The organism is Sphaerospermopsis sp. FACHB-1094, from assembly GCF_014696195.1.
GTDB classification, from domain to species: Bacteria; Cyanobacteriota; Cyanobacteriia; order Cyanobacteriales; family Nostocaceae; genus Sphaerospermopsis; species Sphaerospermopsis kisseleviana.
Map to the genome: position 1 here is coordinate 44153 of NZ_JACJPT010000006.1, position 17294 is coordinate 61446.

A 17294-nucleotide genomic window follows, 5' to 3' on the forward strand; every position below is an offset into this window, starting at 1 on the left:
CCAGTTTTTCCCACACGGATTTTTATATGGTAATTTTTTATATTAAAATATCCAAAACTATCATCATTAACTATAACTATGCTGTCAGTCAGAGATGCAGAAGCTACTATTTTAAATGCTGTGAAACCGCTAGATAACCAGCTAGATGTGGAATTTGTCGATTTATTAATGGCGAATAATCGCATTTTAGCAACTCCTGTGATCAGTTCCCTGGATTTTCCCCACTGGGATAACTCGGCAATGGATGGTTATGCTGTGCGTTATGCAGATGTGCAGCAAGCAAGGGCTGATAAACCCATTGTTTTGCAAGTGGTGGAAGAAATTCCTGCTGGATATGAACCACAGGTAACAATTAAACCAGGACAAGCTGCAAGAATTTTCACAGGTGCAATGATGCCTCCTGGTGCGGATACTGTAGTTATGCAGGAAAAAACCCACCGACAGGAAAACCGGGTTTTTGTGTTTATTGCGCCTCAACCCCAGGAGTTTGTGAGACGCAAGGGGGACTTTTATCAAGCTGGAAACGAAATTTTACCGGCTGGTATTCCTTTAACTGCGTCTGAAATTGCGGTTTTAGCTGCTGCTGGACGTGAACAAGTGAGTGTTTTCCGTCGTCCCCGTGTGGCTATTTTATCAGTTGGCGATGAGTTGGTGATGCCGGAACAATTGCTGAAACCAGGACAAATAGTAGATTCTAATCAGTATGCTTTAGCTACTTTGATGCGGGAATTGGGGGCAGAAGTGTTACTGTTAGGAATTATTCAGGATGAGCCGACAACTTTACAAGAAATTATAGATTATGCGATCGCCAATGCTGATATAGTCATTTCTACTGGTGGTGTATCCGTAGGTGATTATGACTACATATATAAAACTTTAGCATCATTGGCAGCAAAAATTCATTTTCGTTCTGTACAAATGCGTCCGGGGAAACCTTTAACTTTTGCAACTTTTGGCAATAAATTATATTTTGGTTTACCGGGAAATCCTGTTTCAGCGTTGGTGACTTGTTGGCGGTTTGTAAAACCTGCAATTAAAAAAATGTCGGGACTGGCTAAAGGTTGGGAAAGTAAATTTATCAAAGTGCGATCGCAATCAGAATTACAATCTAATGGCAAGATGGAAACTTATATTTGGGGTAAGTTAAATCTGGTAAATGGTGTTTATCAATTTCAGAAATCTGAAGGTAATGATAGTTCTGGTAATTTAATTAATTTAGCCCAAACTAATGCTTTAGCTGTGTTACCAGTGGGTAAAACTTTTGTTTATCCAGGGGAGGAAGTTTTGGTTTTACATTTATAAATAGGAGGGAACAGAGAACAGAGTTTTTGACTTTTGACTTGATTTTTCCCTATCTTTGAGAGTCCAGATTTAATAATAGGCTCTGATTCATATACTATTTAGTGTAAGTCAGAGCCTGATAGATGACATTCTGATATTATAACTTTAACGTGGGACTGAGAATAAAGATAGATATTCCTAGATATTAATTCTTAGGACATGAACCATCTTTAGGTTCTTGAGTTATTACAGTAATGTCTTTGTAACCTGCTGCTGATAATATTCTTTCTACTATTTTTTTTGCGTTACTATTAGCAGCATCTATAATATCATTTCCGCAAGCTTCTAATTTAATTCTAGCAAGTGCATCTTTTTGTGCTTGATCTAGTAGTTCAATCTCAGCGTTAGGACCAAACCAGTTTTTGTGATGATCTAAAAGTTGAGATTTATCAGCTTCTAGAACTGTTTCGGTAATATAAGGAGGAGGTAAAGTAATTGTAATTTTCTGGTTGTTGATATCTACATCTGTTGCTTTCAATGCTTTCATATCTATACCAGCACGTATTGTACCTTGTCCTTCATAAATAACCTTAGTATCTCCAACATAGAATGAAAACAACCTTTGCTCTTTAGTTTCAACTAATGATGCTTTACTGGACATTTTTACAGTATTGAGTTCACTTGTTTCTTTTAATCCACCCAAAATAACATCTATCATTTTTGCACTCTCATTTGTTTTAACCCACGGCCAGCTAAAAAACAAGAATGCTGCTAGAATAAATGCTAAGATACCAAATAAAATCCATCTGTAAATGATTAATTTATCTGTAGTAGATTGTATGGTCTGTTTTAAGCCACTGAAAGAAGTCATTTTTATTACTCCTAAATCCACTTGTATTTATATCCATCTCTTATAGACTAACAGAGTACACAATTAAGTTCTACAGTAGTTATACTTATTTGTGCTAATTTTTACATTACATAATCTTGCTCTAAAAACAGTAAGTACCTTAAATAACACCGAAAGTTGGAATAGTTTTTTTAGCGTTCGCTTGACATTCAAGACAGTCGCTACATAATTTTCTGATTTCCTTTTTTTTTGAGCTTAACCGATATAATATTATTCAGTAATAACCTAGTTTAAGGAGTCAAGTATATGCAAAAAAAAAATTTACTCTCGAATACTGGTTAGATGATAGCTGGTATGTAGGAAAATTAAAGGAAATTCCGGGAGTATTTAGTCAGGGAGAATCATTAGAAGAGTTAGAAGAAAATATTAAAGATGCCTATCAGCTAATGTTAGAAGAAAGCTTAGAAAATCATCCCGAAGCGCAAACTAAAGAAATTTGGGTTGATGTGGCGTGAAACGAGGAAATTTTGTTAGAGAATTAGTTGATGCAGGGTGCTATTTAAAACGTCATGGTAAGAAACATGATATATATATTAACCCTATTAATGGAAAACAATCGCCTGTACCACGTCATCCAGAAATCAAAGAAAGTCTCTGTCGTTTAATCAAAAAACAGTTAGGAATTTAAATAGAAGATGGTTTTGAAAGTCTTTTTTTGAGGGCTAGGAGTCAGGAGATCAGAAGTCCCCAGTCCCCAGTCCCCAGTCCCCAGTCCCCAGTCCCTAAGCTACTACTTTTTCCTTTTCTGGAACATAAGGTTTTTCTGCACCTTGGGCTAAATAAGCAGCTAACTGACTTTCAATTTCATCACGGACAATTTGCCGATATTCCACAAAATGTTCAATGTGAGCGCAGGTAGAAACGTACTGTTCTATCACCTTGGGATTATGCTTGAGAATGCTAAAGAAGTGATGCCAGAATTTCCAGCGAGTTTCTCTTTTAAAACCTTGTCTCCAAATCACAATTAGCAGTGCTTTGATAACTACCCATTCTGGCGTTTTAGCTGGTGCTGTCCATTGGGGATAACCCAACATCAAGAAACAGCGATAGGTGCGATCTAAATAGGCCACAGGATCATATAAAGCACAAAAAGCTTCCACATATTCCCTAGCCAATTCTTCTAAAGGACGGGTAGGAATAAAGTTCATTAATGTGGTTTGATTGATATTTCCGTCTTTATTCTCCCGCAGTCTACCTTCTTTTTTTAAACGATGCCATAAAGCGGTATTTGGCAATGCTTGTAACATAGCAAAAGTGGTGGAAGGAATAGCAGCTTGTTCCGCAAATCTGACAATGCGATCGCCCGCACCGGCTTTTTCACCATCAAAGCCAATAATAAACCCTGCCATTGGTCGCAGTCCAGCTTTAATAATAGTTTGTACTGCGTCTGTTAAAGAACTGCGCGTATTTTGAAACTTCTTCGTTAGCTGTAAACTATCCTCATCTGGGGTTTCAATACCCAAAAATACGGCTTTAAAACCACAGTCAACCATCAACTCCATCATTTCTTGATCTTGTGCCAAATCAATGGAAGCTTCTGTGTCAAAATTGAATGGATATTGATGTTCAGCCATCCAAACTTTTAACTCTTTTAGCAACAATTTCACATTCCGTTTATTGCCAATAAAGTTATCATCCACCATGAACACACCACGCCGCCAACCCAACTCATAAAGATAATCTAATTCTGCTAAAAGTTGTGCTGGTGTTTTGGTTCTCGGTTTACGTCCATATAAAACAATGATGTCGCAAAATTCACATTGGAAAGGACAACCCCGCGAAAATTGCACAGACATCATATCATAGGCATTAAATTCTAATAAATCAAAGCGGGGAATGGGTGTAGTTGTCACATCTGGTTTTTCAGTGGCGCGGAAAACCCCAGATTTTTCACCTTTTTGGACCGCTTCCACAAACATCGGTAAAGTGATTTCCCCTTCATCTAAAATCAGGAAATCTGCCCCTGCTGCTTCCACTTCATGGGGTGTGGATGTGGGATAGGGACCACCTAAAGCTACCAACTTACCCCGGCGTTTTGCTTCCCGGACTTGATCTAATAAATCTTGTTTTTGGACAATCATAGCCGAGAAAATGACTATATCTGCCCAAGCCCATTCTTCTTCTGTTGCTGGGCGAATGTTACGATCTACTAGCTTAAACTCCCATTCTTGGGGTAGGATAGCTGCCACTGTGACTAAACCCAATGGTGGTAATAGAACCTTTCTATCTACGAGTTGTAGGATTTTTTCATAGGACCAGAAGGTTTTGGGAAATATTGGATAAACTAGCAAGACACGCATAGTATCACCCCTCACGATTGATTTGTTATCTAACTGTAACTAAATTTAGGACTGATTGACTTTTTTATATGTTGCCCTGCTATGTGTGAGAATGAGGGAATTGTCAGAATCAGGATATCCAGGATGTAAGGATTTACAGGATTAAGACGGAATTTTAACCTACTACCAGCATTAACTTGATAACTAGCAACTTGGGTTAAGATAATTTTTTATGGATAGTACAAGTTGGGAGAATATTAAATCTAAGTATAAGCTAGGTCAGTTTGTTCTGGGAAAAGTTGAATTTCATACACCCTTTGGCGTTTTTGTCAATATTGATGAGTCTTTAGTTAAGGGGTTGATCAAAATCCCAGATTTTTTAGATGAAGGGGGGATGAGTCCAGAAATGTATCCAGAAATTGGTACAACTATAGGCGCGGTTGTGGTTGGATACAATGAGAGTAATTGTCGGGAAGTATATTTAAGTCCTAAACCCAGTGTACTGCATAAAGCCCTTGTGCCTTTGAAAATTCCTACTTTAGCGAGTTAGGATTAATAGAGACAAATTTAGACTAATTTTATTTCATGAATCACATCCTATGCAGCAAACCCTAAAAGCAATTTACCGCAATGGTACGTTTATTTTACAAACCGCTTGTAACTTACCTGAAGACGTAGAAGTTGAGCTTGTTGTTCAATCTCCTCAAGTTATACCACCGAAAATTACTGATATTAATGAGCGACGCAACTTTCTAAAATCACTGGTGGAAAGAATGCAACAAAACCCCATTCCTCCTACTGCACCTCAGTTTACACGGGATATGTTGCATGAACGCCGTTGATACGAATATGTTGATACGAATATTTTGATTTACGTCCATGATCCACGGGATACGAATAAACAGGGAATAGCAGCTTCTTTAGTAGCTAATTTAACAGATGGTGTTTTGCTCTGGCAGGTTGCCTGTGAATATTTAGCTGCAAGTCGTAAACTAGAATCATTAGGGTATGATAAATCACAAGCTTATCAATACATTCGAGATTTACAACAAGTTTGGTACACTGCTTTACCAACTTGGAATGTGATTGATCGTGCTGAGGAATTAATGAAACGTTTTAGTCTCTCACATTGGGATTCAATGATTATTGCTGCTTGTTTAGAGGCCAATGTTCAAACCTTGTATACAGAAGATTTTGGTTATGAAGTGATTGATGGTTTAAATATTGTTAATCCTTTTAAATTGCATTCTTAAAATGTGTGTTGTGTGTAATAATAGAGTGATAATTTTGATAGCTTAGTTGATTATGAAAGCAGACTTTGCGCCGATTTTTGAGCTAGGGTTGTCAGAAAAGTTACAACTTCTAGAAGATTTATGGGATGATATTGCGACTCAATCAGCAAATGTTCCTGTATTAGACTGGCAAAAAGACGAACTGGATCAAAGAAAAGTTCTCCATTTACAAGATCCGAGTTTAGCTAGTTCTTGGGAATCAGTAAAAGCAAGAATCCGTAGTAGAAAAAATGGTTAAGAGTGTTATTACCTTACCACAGGCAGAACAAGATATTACTGATGGTTATGACTGGTATGAAGAACAAGAACTGGGATTAGGTGAAGAGTTTCTACGGTGTGTTGATGCTTGTACACAATATATTGCGAGAAATACTGAGATGTATGAATTTGGGTATGCTAATTATAGGCGTGCTTTAATTCGTAGGTTTCCCTATGCTATTTTTTATGAGTATGTTGAGAATGTAGTAACTATATATGCAGTTTTCCACTGTTCTCAAGATCCTAAAAAATGGCGTAAGTGGTTAAAATAATCACGTAAGTTGTTAGTTAGGGAAACTGTCTGAATCAGGATATCCAGGATGTAAGGATATCCAGGATGTAAGGATTTACAGGATTGAGACAGTAATTTTATCACTAAGTAGCTTGGCAAAATTAATATAAAACTCCTCTCCAAACCTCTCATGAATGAACAAGATCAGAAAAAAGATAATTCGATACAAAATCAAGATGAAAACTTGCCAACTTGGGCGGTTTTTGTTCGCCTGATTATAGAAATAGCAGATAAACTGATTTGGTTATTTGTACTGTTTATTATTGCAGCAATAATAGGGACTTTTGTTGTTGTACCATCACTTGGAAACAGGTTAAAACCTTCTGATCCAATCATTACTCTACCTCCACCAGTAATAGATGTGACTAAACTTAATTCAGAAATTCGTAAGGATTTAGAAAATGCCCGTCAGCAAGCTAAACAATTTGCATCTAATAAGTTAGATGTGTGGGTAGATGAGTTAATGGTAAAAGTAGATGACAGTTTTCTTCCTTGGTATTTTGGATACTGGAATCAGCAATTTATTGGTATTCAATCCCTCTTCCAAACTGGTTATCACTGGCTTAATGGTAATACTCCCACTGCTGAAGAAAAATTAAATCAAATAGTTCAGTCTCAATTCACGAACCTGGTATTGCAGCCAAAAATTGCTCAACTTGAGATTGAAACTTTAACTGATGAGACTCGCAATGTCTACATCAATACCCTTAAAACTCAACTTAATATTACTAAACAAAACCTTAATATCCCTGAATCGAGATGGCAACGATACCTTCAGGATATCTCTCTAGTAACACGCTCTTCCGAAAGTAATAGAGGAACTTCACTTGCCTTTAAATCGGCAGGAAGTACAGCTATTGCTGGAGGAGTAATTCTGGCAAAAACAAGTGCTAAGACTTTTGGTAAATTTGCAGGAAAATCTGTTGGTAAAATTACTGGCAAGACTGTAGGAAAGATGCTAGGAAAAGCCGGAGGAGTTGCCAGTGAGGCTCTAGGAGAAGCTGTGGCAGTTGCAACTGCACCGATTGTAGGTCCAATATTAGGGATAGGAATTGTTGCTTGGGACTTAATAGATCACTATCAAACTCGTAAAGTCAACGAGCCAATTCTTAGGAGCGAGATCAAAGAATATTTAACAAAAATGGAAGCTAATCTTCTGAATGACAGAAATACGGGCATTATGTCTCCAATTTATGACTTGGAAGTACAAGTTTTCAAATCTCTTTCTCATTCTTAAAACACAAGTGTTATCGCTTTTCCCATAGAGTTAAATTTCATTAGCCCACATTTTTTGTTTACATGATAGCGATGACTGCGACGAGGGTAGCGATCGCTATTTTTTGTATAGGATGGTAAAGCGATCGCCTTATTTCCAAAATAACGATATATTATCAAATTACCAAAACCAACAAAAAATCCCTCTCAAACTCTCTTAGTCTTCGCTTACTTCGTTCCTTCGTGGTTCATTCTTTCATCACTTCTGCTTTGTTAAGTTGCATAAGAGCGATACTTTTCTTAGGGAAAACTAGGCAAAGATCGAACTTTGCTAACACATCAGATAAACTAGAAAAGTGCGATCGCAATTTTATTTTAAATAGTCAGCAATAAACTACAATCCCATCAAAATTTTCAGCCTGTCTTCAACTTCTGCTAGTGTCTCTGAAGAAACATTTCCCCAACATTTATCAAGACGTTCCACAGAGATTGATCTCACGTCTTCACATTTAATAAAACTTTGGGTTTTCATCCCTCCCTCTGGAGAATTAATTTTTACGTGAAAGGGGATTCCTTTATCTTTCGATGTAATAGGTAACACAACTACTAAACCAGATGCACCTTGATTAAATAGATCCACTGAAATAATTAAACAAGGGCGTTTACCAGCTTGTTCATGTCCGCGCACAGGATTAAGGTCTACTAGCCATATCTCTCCTCTAGCGATTTTTACCACTAACCTTCAACCCCGTCCGCTATAGTTTGCTCCCATAACTGTCTCTCAGAAACCTCCTCTTCCCACAGAGTTTCATTCTGCCTTAAAACAGTGAAAGCTTCATTGGCTCGTGTCAGAAACAAAGACCTGCGATAATTTTCAATAGCTCGATCTAAAATTGATTGAATTGTCTCACCAGAGTCCTCTACCATCGTTAGCAGAGTTTTGTGTGTGGTTTCACTGATACTAACTTTTAGTTCAGGCATGACTTTTTATAGTTGCTCACTGACATCATTATAGCAATTGCGAGGGCTAACGCATAAGATAAACTAGAAGAAAAATCATACTACTTGAGCGACTTTGATTATGTTTGCTGAAACATCCTCAAGATATGTAACACGCAATCCTGAAATTTTAGGTGGAGAGCCAATTATTACAGGTACTCGGACATCGATCCGTGCTATTGTTGGTTTATGGCGATTGGGAATTATGCCAGAAGAAATCCCTAATCATTTACCGTATTTAACACTGGCACAAGTATTTGATGCGTTGAGTTTTTATCTAGATCATCAAGCAGAAATTAATGATTATATTGAACGAAATCAAGTACCTAATGAATTAGTACATTCTGCTGTGAAAGCTACACGAAAAGATCATCCTCTTGCTAAATTTACAGGAATTTTAAGCGATGCAGAAGCAGCAGAGATAAAACAGTCAATTGCTCAATGTCGGCGGGTAAATGCAAATGAGTGGTAAAATTGCTTTGGATACCAAGGAGAGCAATATAAATCTATTATCGTGTTTGATATTAGGAGTTAATAATGCTGAATCAATTAGATCGCATTACTATTAATCCTCACATTTGTTTAGGACAACCAACAATTAGAGGAATGCGTATTACTGTAGCTTTTATTCTCAAATTACTAGCCAGCAAACTTTCAATTGAGGAAATTTTAGCAGCTTATCCAGAATTAGAGGAAGAAGATATTAGACAAACTCTCAACTATGCAGCTTGGACAGTTTCAGATAAAATGACCAGCATTCCTTCAGCATGAATAACCTACGTTTTATTGCTGATGTTCATATTTCCCCTCTTACAGTAGCATCGCATCCCATGAGATAAAATATTTAATATCGAAAAGAAGCTCAAAATATGACCATTCACCAACCCCGCTATAGTAAAGAAGAATTTGCCCAAATCGGTGAGCAAATCTACGAAATGCAAATACGCCCAAAAATAGAAGCAGGTAATCAAGGAAAAATTGTAGCTATTGATATTGAAACGGGAGATTTTGAAATTGATGCGAGTGAAATAGCAGCTTGCGATCGCCTAGAATCTCGTCACCCTGATGCACAAATTTGGATAGTTCGCATTGGTTCTCGTTATGTGCGTCGCTTTGGTGGACGGAATAAAATATCTATATGATTACAGGAATTGTAAACGACGATTTAGATGCAATTATACCACTGATAATTTTTGGGTCAGATAGTAAAATCTCTAGACAAAATGCAGTTATAGATACAGGTTTTAATGGTTGGCTTTCATTACCACAGGATTTAATTAATCAGTTAAATTTAAGATGGAAAAGGCGAGGACGCGCAATTCTCGGTGATGGTAGTGAATGCGTTTTTAATGTTTACGAAGCAGTTATAATTTGGGATGGAGTTCCTATCAAAATTCCCATTGATGAAGCAGATTCAGAACCTCTGGTGGGAATGTCATTGATGCAAGGATATCAACTGATAATTCAAGTTTTTGAAGGCGGTAGTGTAGAATTACGGAAAATAAATACAGTCTAAAGTCTATGAATATTAACCTAAAACCTATTCTCACTCGCCTAAAAACAGAACTCACTGACCTGTATGGCGATCGCCTACAAAACCTCACCCTCTATGGTTCTCAAGCGCGTGGTGATGCAGAACCCGGATCAGATATAGATGTGTTGGTAGTGCTGAAACCTCCCGTTAACCCAGGTGAAGAAATTAAACGCACAGGAAAGGCGATCGCTGATCTTTCCCTAGACTATGATGTTGTCATTAGCTGTCTTTTCATGGACGAAACCCACTATCAAACCGGCAACGGTTCATTACTCAGGAATATCCGTAAAGAAGGCGTTTTCCTATGACCGATGAACAACGGGAACTTCTACTCAAAGCTAAAGCGAGCAAGCGACAGAACAGATTGACCGCGCAGAACAATTTTTGTCCCAGGCAATTCAGATGATGGGTACAATATAAAATTGATGGAATGGACTAATAAACACTTTCATATATTTGAACCCTGAATAATTATGGATTGGCAAACTAGAATTACTATAGATCCAAACATCTTAGTCGGTAAACCTATCATCAAAGGAACACGACTAGCAGTAGAATTTATTATTGATCTTCTTGCCCAAGGCTGGAGTAATGAAGAAATTTTGCGTAATTATCCAGGTATTACTATTAAAGATATTCAAGCCTGTCTTGCCTATGCTAGTGCTTCCTTAAAATCTGAAAAAGTCTATGCTATTCCTGCCTAAATCATGCGTTTTTTAGCTAATGAAAATTTCCCCCTGGATGCGGTTGAAGCTTTGAGAGAAAACGGACATGATGTGGCTTGGATTAGAATAGACTCACCTGGTATTTCTGATCCTCAAGTATTAAGTCGCGCCCAAGCAGAAAACCGTATTCTCTTAACCTTTGATAAAGATTTTGGAGAATTGGCTTTTCGTTCACAGTTACCTGCTACAACTGGGATTATTTTATTTAGAATAAAAGCACCCTCTGGTGCAGTAGTAGCGGAAAAAGCTGTCAAAGCGATCGCTCTGCGTGATGATTGGTATGGTCATTTTAGCGTTGTGGAAGATGACAAAGTGAGAATGAGAACTCTGGTAAACTAACATCATATTCTCAGACTAAAGCGATACCTTCGGTAACGGCTGAATTATACTCAAGAGTTTTTCACAAGAAACAGCGATCGCCCTATCTGCAAAATAAAAAAATTCTCAAATTACCAAAACCAACTAAAAATCTGTGTAAAACTTTCTTCCCTTCGCTTCCTTCGCTTCCTACCCTTCGGGAACACCTCCGGTGAAAGTGTCTTCGTGGTTCATTACCTTAAAAATAAGAAAAGAACAAAAATCACCAAACATCTACATCATGAACTTCCGCGAAGAATTTAAACTCCTCCTCCGCGCCCGCTACCCCCTCATTTACATCCCCACCCACGAAGAAGAACGGGTAGAAACTGCTATCCGTGAAGAAGCGACAAACCAAGGAAACCGCCCCGTTTATACCTGGGATTTTGTGGATGGTTATCAAGGCAACCCCAACGATACTGGCTTTGGCAAACGCAACCCCCTGCAAGCATTAGAATTTATTGAAAAATTACCCCCTTCCGCCCCAGCAGTGCTAATTCTCCGGGATTATCACCGCTTTTTAGAAGATGTGGCGATCGCTCGCAAACTTCGCAACTTAGCCCGACTCCTGAAATCTCAACCGAAAAATATTGTTTTATTATCCCCACGCATTGCTATTCCCGACGATTTAACCGAAGTTTTAACCGTGGTGGAATTTCCCTTACCCGCAGCACCAGAAATAAAAACCGAGGTAGAACGCCTATTACAAGCCACTGGTAACGCACTTTCCGGTAAATTTATTGATGACTTGGTGCGTTCCTGTCAAGGGTTATCAATGGAACGGATACGCCGAGTTTTAGCCAGGGCGATCGCATCCCACGGAGAACTACAACCAGAAGACGTTGATTTAGTTTTGGAGGAAAAACGCCAAACTATCCGCCAAACCCAAATCCTGGACTTTTACCCCGCCACTGAGCAAATATCTGATATTGGGGGACTGGATAATCTCAAAGATTGGTTAATTCGTCGGGGTGGTTCATTCACAGAACGAGCGCGACAGTACGGATTACCGCATCCCCGTGGTTTAATGTTGGTGGGGATTCAAGGAACTGGTAAATCTTTAACAGCTAAGGCGATCGCCCATCATTGGCATTTACCTTTATTACGCTTGGATGTGGGGCGCTTATTTGGTGGTTTAGTCGGTGAATCAGAATCTCGCACCCGGCAAATGATTCAAGTTGCGGAAGCCCTTGCACCCTGTGTATTGTGGATTGATGAAATTGACAAAGCCTTTTCTGGTTTAGGTAGTAAAGGTGATGCAGGAACAACTAGCCGGGTATTTGGGACATTTATCACTTGGTTAGCAGAAAAAACTTCACCCGTGTTTGTCGTTTCCACCGCTAACGATATTCAAGCTTTACCCCCAGAAATGCTGCGGAAAGGGCGATTTGATGAAATTTTCTTTGTCGGTTTACCCACCCAAGAAGAAAGAAAAGCCATTTTTACTGTACACTTATCCCGCTTGCGTCCCCATAACCTCAAAAGCTATGACATTGATCGGTTAGCTTACGAAACTCCCGATTTTTCCGGTGCAGAAATTGAACAAACGTTAATTGAAGCGATGCACATTGGTTTTAGCCAAAATCGTGATTTCACGACCGATGATATTTTAGAATCGGCTAGTCAAATCATACCTTTGGCGCGAACTGCGGTAGAACAGATCCAAAAACTGCAAGAATGGGCAGCAGCAGGGAGAGCGCGTTTGGCTTCTAAGCATAATGCTTTAAGCGATCGCATTCAACGTCAAATGTAATAATATTTGGCTGGGGACTGGGGAAGAAGGTGACAGGTGACAGTGAAGAAGAACTTTCTATGATTTCTGATTCCTTGATCTCCTGACTCCTGTACGGGCGAAGTAGGGGCGAAGTAGGGGCGAAGCATTCGGAAAATAGCCTTTTGATAAAATGATAATTTGTCGCCCGAATGCTTCGCCCTTACAGGAAAATAGCCTTTTTATAAAATTGATAATTGGTTACCCGAATGCTTCGCCCCTACGACTCCTGACTCCTTGATCTCCTGACTCCTGACTAAAAAATATGAAAATAATTTCTGGATTTTTTAAACTTATACTTGGTTTTGTATTAGCGATCGCAGTTTTATTAGGTAGCGGACTGACAATAGCTCTCTATTTTGTTAATCGTACCGCCATTCCTCCCGAAAAACCCATGTTTGCTAATGATAGTCCCAAACCCAAAGCGAACAAACCAAAAGTCACACCAGTAAAAGCTACTACCACACCTAAACCTAGTCCTACTAGCAGTCCTAAACCTAGTCCTAGTCCTACTCCTACTCCCACTGAATCACCTGATACCTTACCACCAGGAGCTTACCAAGCTATTGTAACTTGGCCGCAAGGTTTGAGTATGCGAGATAAACCAGCCTCAGATGCACAAAGTATTGGTGGTGTTGGTGGTAATCAAAAAGTCATCATCTTAGAAGAAAGCGCGGATAAAAATTGGCAAAAAATTCGCATTGCAGGTACTGATCAAGAAGGTTGGGTAAAAGCTGGTAATACTAAACAAGTTGAAGAATAATTCTTGATCTTTAGCAAACAGGGAACAGGGAGTTCACTTTCAATTTGATCATGATTAAATTGACAATGATAAATGTGAACCTTGCTGATTTTTATTTACTTCAATCCGGGCTTGAAATGCTTCTTTGAGGTGAGGAATGTGTGTGACAGTGAGAATACAAGCAAAATCAGCAGCGATCGCATTTATGGCCGCAATCAGGCGATCGCACCCTTCTGTATCCTGTGTACCAAATCCTTCATCTATAATCAACAACTGCAACGCCGCACCCGCACGCTGGGCTAATAATTTTGCTAATGCTAAACGAATCGCAAAATTAATTCTAAATGCTTCTCCACCCGAATAAGTTTCATAAGCTCGTGTACCCCGCGCATCAGCAATTAAAATATCTAAGGTATCTATCAACTTGGCATTTTTCCGCGTTGACTTACCACTTCTTCCCGCTTTCTGAGTAACAAATTGTACGTGCAGTTGATTGGCACTCAACCGCGCCAGGAGTAGATTTGTCTCAGCTTCTAGTTGGGGTAACAGATTTTCAATCATCAAAGCTTGGATACCATTTTTACCAAATGCTTGCGCTAATTCCTGATATACCCGTTGTTGCTGTTTACAATCTTGTAATTGCTCTTGTTCTTGCTCATATTGATTTTGCAACAGTTCTAACTGATGTACTTGTTGTTCTAAACGCCCCAAATAAGCGATTTTTTCATCCATTTCTCGGCGAAAAATGGCTATTTTCTGTTCTAAATCATGAATTTGCTCAACAGGATTCTCACTAGCTTTTAATTGCTCTACAATACTATCCATTTCAATGGCAAGTTTTTGTTTATCTGCGGTTCTGCTATTATAAGCATTTGTTAAATCCTCCAATCTTTTCTGTAGTTGGGGATATTCTTGTTGAGCAGATAAAAACTGCTGATAGGGTAACTGCCAAGATTGAAACTCTTTAACACCTTTACGAATATTACTATGTTGCTCGGAACTGTAAGCAATTTCTGTAATTTGGGTTTCTAGTGCTAATATTCCTCTTGCTATCTCTGAATTTGTTTGTTCTGATGCTATTTGCGCCTTCAATTCCTCAATCATAGCTTGTAGCTCTGGTTTTCTCGCTGCTATTTGAGCTTGTTTTTTCTTGGCATCTTTAATCTGGACTTGTTTAATTTCTGCCCATCGTAAGTTTTCTACTACACTTCTAGCTAAAGCATGATCTTGTTCATTGTAATTTAGTTGTTTGATATATTCATCTAACTCTTGAATTTCTGCCTGTTTATCAGGTGCATAATCACCTTCTAAAACCCTATGTAACTTTTCTTTTTCTGTTAAAACCTGTTTTAGTTGCGTTTGCAGTTCAGCCGACGCTTGTAACTGGGCTGCTAATTTCCCCTTTTTTTCCCTTAAAGCGTCATAATTTGCTACTTGCTGCGATATTTCTCGATATTCCTGCCTTAATACTTGAATTTCTCGGTCAGAAACTGCCATCTGTTCCCGCAGTACCCAAAATTGCCCTTGAGTATCTTCATATTCTATTTGGGTTTTTTGTATTACTCGATGCCAGTGATTTTCATCTAAAGGATGTTCACACAAGGGACACAAAGCATTAGGATTTTGAAGAAGTTGTATTTTTTGTTCTAAGTCTCCTAGTAATTTTTCGTAGTCTTTTTGATGAGCTTGTAAACGTTCTATAAAATGGCGACGTTCATGGCCTTTGTCCTGTACCCTTTGCAAATAAACTCGCTTCTTCTCCAATTCTTCAATTTGTAAATCTACTTCTATCACATCTTGTTGTAACTGAGATTGTTTGCGAATTTTAGATTCAATTTGATTTTCTGTAACTTGTAACTGTTCTAAACTTGCTAATAATCTACTATGGATACGTTCTAATTCAGTTTGTAAATTTGCTCTTTGTTCTAATAAAGGTTTGACTTGTATTTGCAAATTTTCTAAAGAGTTAAGATGCTCACGTGCAGCAGATAATTGAGATAAAGCTGTTTCAATTTCTCCAGACTTTTTCAAAATTGGTTTGATTTCTTGTTGTTCTTTTTCTAAATTATTTAATTCAGCCTCTGCTGCTTGTATTTTGCGTTCAATAGATTGAATTTGTTTATCCAGTTGTTGTTGTTGTTGTTGTCTTAAAGTAATAGCGCGGGTATGTTGTTCAAACTTAATAGCAAAAACTTCTTCTTGAGATTGCAAAGTTTGAAATTGAGAGTATCCAGCTTGAATTTGGTCGGATTGATGTAAAATAGATTCTAAAGCAGCCAATTGGGATTTGACAGCTAACTTGTCTTGATCTAGGCGATCGCAATCTTCACTAAGATTTTGATATTGCTGTCTGACAAAACTCAGTTTTTCCTCTAAATTTTGGCGTTGACTTTGAATAACTTTCAAACTTTGTAATTGAATATTATCAGCAGCTTGCTGTTGTTGCAGATGATTGAGTTGAACTTCTAACTCTGCTTTTTCTGCTGTAGTTGCTTCTCGTTGTTGAAGTTGAGATTTAATATTATCCAAAGAACGTTCTAACTCTTCCGCCCGTCCTTTATACTGTTTAGAATTATCCTTAGCCTTTTCTGCCAAAAGATCATATTGATTAAGTTTTAATAATTCCGCTAGAATTTCCTTCCGTTCCGTGGGACGCTTGAGCATGAACTCATCCGCCCGACCTTGACGCAGGTAAGCAGAATTAATAAAAGTCTCATAATCAAGCTTGATATGTTGTAAAATCACATCTTGGGTTGCTCGCATCCCCTTACCAGTCAGAGGACGAAAACCAGCGGGAGTTTCAATTTGAAATTCCAAAACGCTAGTTGCACCCCGGACACGAGTACGAATCACCCGATATTTTTGTAAATTATTGTAGAAAGTAAAATCTACTCTGACTTCTTTTGCGCCAGAATAAATCACATCATCTTCAACAGTAGCACGACTTTCACCCCAAATAGCCCAAGTAATAGCTTCCAGAAGAGAAGATTTACCCGCACCATTAGAACCACAAATACAAGCCGTATGCAACCCGCCAAAATCTAAAGTTGCATCACGGTAACTCAGGAAGTTTTTTAGGATCAGTTGAACTGGAATCATTGAGGCTATAGTGCCATATCTACAATTTCTATTATTAACAGTACAGATGCACCTTGTGTGAGTTTACAGCAATTTTCAGGTAAATAAACCACATTTTGATTTAGGTTTCTGATTTAGGTTTCGCGTCAACAATGTAGGGGCGTTCGCGAAGCGTGCTGGAAGCATCAGCATTCGGATGATAGTCTTAGGTAAAAACCGATAATTAATTGTCCGAATGCTTCGCCTTTACTGTGGTCTAAAGACATGAAAACTGCTGTCACCATATAGATATTAGCTTTCTAGTCTGGAAAACATCTGATTACAAAAATTTATAACTAACTAGGGAATAGGGAATAGGGAACGGGGAAAAGCCACCGCTCTTGATAACTTTTGTAACTTGTACATCAGTGCTATAAATCATCTATCAGATTCAGGATTCACCATATTCATAATCTTATCCTGAGATTCTAATTGCTTATGTCAAATTAAAGATGTAAAAAATGTTTTTTTGGTTTTAAATGTTGAATATTGCTCAAATTTGTTACATTAAACCCACAGCAA

Annotated in this window: 22 protein-coding genes and 1 pseudogene; 17 read left to right on the forward strand and 6 right to left on the reverse strand. The window is 38.3% G+C overall.

Annotated features, from left to right (window positions below; all coding sequences use genetic code 11):
• The first annotated feature begins 78 nt into the window (after nt 1–78).
• Nucleotides 79–1302, forward strand: coding sequence for a gephyrin-like molybdotransferase Glp (gene glp, locus H6F47_RS02985; protein WP_190647610.1), 1224 nt, complete (start codon nt 79–81; stop codon nt 1300–1302).
• A gap of 184 nt (nt 1303–1486) precedes the next feature.
• On the opposite strand, the gene H6F47_RS02990 is transcribed toward glp, so the two are convergent.
• On the reverse strand, nt 1487–2152 hold the full coding sequence (locus H6F47_RS02990; protein ID WP_096572412.1) for a DUF4230 domain-containing protein: 666 nt from the start codon (nt 2150–2152) through the stop codon (nt 1487–1489).
• Between the two features lie 490 nt (nt 2153–2642).
• Here H6F47_RS02990 and H6F47_RS02995 point away from each other — a divergent pair, with 490 nt between their 5' ends.
• Nucleotides 2643–2819 carry a type II toxin-antitoxin system HicA family toxin gene (locus tag H6F47_RS02995; protein ID WP_096572413.1) on the forward strand — a complete coding sequence of 59 codons (177 nt, stop codon included), beginning with the start codon at nt 2643–2645 and terminating at the stop codon, nt 2817–2819.
• 94 nt (nt 2820–2913) lie between these two features.
• Here H6F47_RS02995 and H6F47_RS03000 read toward each other — a convergent pair whose 3' ends face one another.
• Complete coding sequence (locus tag H6F47_RS03000) at nt 2914–4491, reverse strand: B12-binding domain-containing radical SAM protein (protein ID WP_190647612.1); 1578 nt, start codon at nt 4489–4491, stop codon at nt 2914–2916.
• Nucleotides 4492–4702: 211 nt separating this feature from the next.
• On the opposite strand from H6F47_RS03000, the gene H6F47_RS03005 reads away from it, so the two are divergent.
• The 6 genes and pseudogenes from H6F47_RS03005 to H6F47_RS03030 all read left to right on the forward strand — a co-directional run bounded on the left by H6F47_RS03005 (nt 4703) and on the right by H6F47_RS03030 (nt 7549).
• A complete protein-coding gene (locus tag H6F47_RS03005; RefSeq protein ID WP_190647614.1) occupies nt 4703–5020 on the forward strand; it encodes an RNA-binding protein in 318 nt (105 codons plus the stop codon).
• 49 nt (nt 5021–5069) lie between these two features.
• Nucleotides 5070–5312: an antitoxin AF2212-like protein gene (locus H6F47_RS03010; RefSeq protein WP_190647616.1), complete on the forward strand. Its 243-nt coding sequence runs from the start codon at nt 5070–5072 to the stop codon at nt 5310–5312.
• An 18-nt stretch (nt 5313–5330) separates the two neighbouring features.
• Nucleotides 5331–5723: pseudogene (locus tag H6F47_RS03015) on the forward strand (PIN domain-containing protein); the annotation flags it as partial.
• A 52-nt stretch (nt 5724–5775) separates the two neighbouring features.
• Nucleotides 5776–6000, forward strand: a complete 225-nt coding sequence (locus H6F47_RS03020; protein ID WP_190647618.1) for an addiction module protein — start codon at nt 5776–5778, stop codon at nt 5998–6000.
• Nucleotides 5993–6292, forward strand: a complete 300-nt coding sequence (locus H6F47_RS03025) for a type II toxin-antitoxin system RelE/ParE family toxin (RefSeq protein WP_190647620.1) — start codon at nt 5993–5995, stop codon at nt 6290–6292. The genes H6F47_RS03020 and H6F47_RS03025 overlap by 8 nt, the downstream gene beginning before the upstream one ends.
• Before the next feature lie 150 nt (nt 6293–6442).
• Nucleotides 6443–7549, forward strand: a complete 1107-nt coding sequence (locus H6F47_RS03030; RefSeq protein WP_190647622.1) for a hypothetical protein — start codon at nt 6443–6445, stop codon at nt 7547–7549.
• On the opposite strand, the gene H6F47_RS27575 is transcribed toward H6F47_RS03030, so the two are convergent.
• The 3 genes from H6F47_RS27575 to H6F47_RS03040 form a co-directional block, all read right to left on the reverse strand.
• Complete coding sequence (locus H6F47_RS27575) at nt 7546–7707, reverse strand: hypothetical protein (protein ID WP_206755134.1); 162 nt, start codon at nt 7705–7707, stop codon at nt 7546–7548. The genes H6F47_RS03030 and H6F47_RS27575 overlap by 4 nt on opposite strands.
• A 214-nt stretch (nt 7708–7921) precedes the next feature.
• A complete protein-coding gene (locus tag H6F47_RS03035; RefSeq protein WP_190647623.1) occupies nt 7922–8263 on the reverse strand; it encodes a type II toxin-antitoxin system PemK/MazF family toxin in 342 nt (113 codons plus the stop codon).
• Complete coding sequence (locus H6F47_RS03040; RefSeq protein ID WP_190647625.1) at nt 8263–8508, reverse strand: toxin-antitoxin system protein; 246 nt, start codon at nt 8506–8508, stop codon at nt 8263–8265. Before H6F47_RS03040 ends, H6F47_RS03035 begins: the two co-directional genes overlap by 1 nt.
• Before the next feature lie 100 nt (nt 8509–8608).
• On the opposite strand from H6F47_RS03040, the gene H6F47_RS03045 reads away from it, so the two are divergent.
• The 9 genes from H6F47_RS03045 (at nt 8609) to H6F47_RS03085 (ending at nt 13676) form a co-directional block, all read left to right on the forward strand.
• Entirely contained in the window at nt 8609–8998 is a 390-nt protein-coding gene (locus H6F47_RS03045) for a DUF433 domain-containing protein (protein WP_190647627.1), read from the forward strand.
• Nucleotides 8999–9063: 65 nt separating this feature from the next.
• Entirely contained in the window at nt 9064–9297 is a 234-nt protein-coding gene (locus H6F47_RS03050) for a DUF433 domain-containing protein (RefSeq protein WP_190647629.1), read from the forward strand.
• A gap of 98 nt (nt 9298–9395) precedes the next feature.
• Complete coding sequence (locus tag H6F47_RS03055; RefSeq protein WP_190348055.1) at nt 9396–9668, forward strand: hypothetical protein; 273 nt, start codon at nt 9396–9398, stop codon at nt 9666–9668.
• Nucleotides 9665–10042, forward strand: coding sequence for a clan AA aspartic protease (locus tag H6F47_RS03060; RefSeq protein ID WP_096572419.1), 378 nt, complete (start codon nt 9665–9667; stop codon nt 10040–10042). The genes H6F47_RS03055 and H6F47_RS03060 overlap by 4 nt, the downstream gene beginning before the upstream one ends.
• A gap of 5 nt (nt 10043–10047) precedes the next feature.
• Complete coding sequence (locus H6F47_RS03065) at nt 10048–10368, forward strand: nucleotidyltransferase domain-containing protein (protein ID WP_137667949.1); 321 nt, start codon at nt 10048–10050, stop codon at nt 10366–10368.
• A gap of 165 nt (nt 10369–10533) precedes the next feature.
• Nucleotides 10534–10764 (forward strand): DUF433 domain-containing protein, encoded by a 231-nt coding sequence (locus H6F47_RS03070; RefSeq protein WP_137667950.1) that lies wholly within the window; start codon nt 10534–10536, stop codon nt 10762–10764.
• Nucleotides 10765–10767: 3 nt separating this feature from the next.
• On the forward strand, nt 10768–11124 hold the full coding sequence (locus H6F47_RS03075) for a DUF5615 family PIN-like protein (protein WP_137667951.1): 357 nt from the start codon (nt 10768–10770) through the stop codon (nt 11122–11124).
• Nucleotides 11125–11383: 259 nt separating this feature from the next.
• The gene (locus H6F47_RS03080; RefSeq protein ID WP_137667955.1) at nt 11384–12895 is read left to right on the forward strand and encodes an AAA family ATPase; all 1512 of its coding nucleotides are present in this window, start codon (nt 11384–11386) and stop codon (nt 12893–12895) included.
• Between the two features lie 289 nt (nt 12896–13184).
• Nucleotides 13185–13676, forward strand: a complete 492-nt coding sequence (locus H6F47_RS03085; RefSeq protein ID WP_096572896.1) for an SH3 domain-containing protein — start codon at nt 13185–13187, stop codon at nt 13674–13676.
• A gap of 54 nt (nt 13677–13730) precedes the next feature.
• On the opposite strand, the gene sbcC is transcribed toward H6F47_RS03085, so the two are convergent.
• The gene (gene sbcC / locus H6F47_RS03090; protein WP_137667952.1) at nt 13731–16754 is read right to left on the reverse strand and encodes an exonuclease subunit SbcC; all 3024 of its coding nucleotides are present in this window, start codon (nt 16752–16754) and stop codon (nt 13731–13733) included.
• Nucleotides 16755–17294: the final 540 nt, after the last annotated feature.

Excerpts from the sequence above, each read along its gene's own strand:
- glp (WP_190647610.1), top strand. The coding sequence starts at position 79 with ATGCTGTCAGTCAGAGATGCAGAAGCTACTATTTTAAATGCTGTGAAA.
- H6F47_RS02990 (WP_096572412.1), bottom strand. The coding sequence starts at position 2,152 with ATGACTTCTTTCAGTGGCTTAAAACAGACCATACAATCTACTACAGAT.
- H6F47_RS03000 (WP_190647612.1), bottom strand. The coding sequence starts at position 4,491 with ATGCGTGTCTTGCTAGTTTATCCAATATTTCCCAAAACCTTCTGGTCC.
- H6F47_RS03005 (WP_190647614.1), top strand. The coding sequence starts at position 4,703 with ATGGATAGTACAAGTTGGGAGAATATTAAATCTAAGTATAAGCTAGGT.
- H6F47_RS03010 (WP_190647616.1), top strand. The coding sequence starts at position 5,070 with ATGCAGCAAACCCTAAAAGCAATTTACCGCAATGGTACGTTTATTTTA.
- H6F47_RS03020 (WP_190647618.1), top strand. The coding sequence starts at position 5,776 with ATGAAAGCAGACTTTGCGCCGATTTTTGAGCTAGGGTTGTCAGAAAAG.
- H6F47_RS03025 (WP_190647620.1), top strand. The coding sequence starts at position 5,993 with ATGGTTAAGAGTGTTATTACCTTACCACAGGCAGAACAAGATATTACT.
- H6F47_RS03030 (WP_190647622.1), top strand. The coding sequence starts at position 6,443 with ATGAATGAACAAGATCAGAAAAAAGATAATTCGATACAAAATCAAGAT.
- H6F47_RS03040 (WP_190647625.1), bottom strand. The coding sequence starts at position 8,508 with ATGCCTGAACTAAAAGTTAGTATCAGTGAAACCACACACAAAACTCTG.
- H6F47_RS03045 (WP_190647627.1), top strand. The coding sequence starts at position 8,609 with ATGTTTGCTGAAACATCCTCAAGATATGTAACACGCAATCCTGAAATT.
- H6F47_RS03050 (WP_190647629.1), top strand. The coding sequence starts at position 9,064 with ATGCTGAATCAATTAGATCGCATTACTATTAATCCTCACATTTGTTTA.
- H6F47_RS03055 (WP_190348055.1), top strand. The coding sequence starts at position 9,396 with ATGACCATTCACCAACCCCGCTATAGTAAAGAAGAATTTGCCCAAATC.
- H6F47_RS03060 (WP_096572419.1), top strand. The coding sequence starts at position 9,665 with ATGATTACAGGAATTGTAAACGACGATTTAGATGCAATTATACCACTG.
- H6F47_RS03065 (WP_137667949.1), top strand. The coding sequence starts at position 10,048 with ATGAATATTAACCTAAAACCTATTCTCACTCGCCTAAAAACAGAACTC.
- H6F47_RS03070 (WP_137667950.1), top strand. The coding sequence starts at position 10,534 with ATGGATTGGCAAACTAGAATTACTATAGATCCAAACATCTTAGTCGGT.
- H6F47_RS03075 (WP_137667951.1), top strand. The coding sequence starts at position 10,768 with ATGCGTTTTTTAGCTAATGAAAATTTCCCCCTGGATGCGGTTGAAGCT.
- H6F47_RS03080 (WP_137667955.1), top strand. The coding sequence starts at position 11,384 with ATGAACTTCCGCGAAGAATTTAAACTCCTCCTCCGCGCCCGCTACCCC.
- sbcC (WP_137667952.1), bottom strand. The coding sequence starts at position 16,754 with ATGATTCCAGTTCAACTGATCCTAAAAAACTTCCTGAGTTACCGTGAT.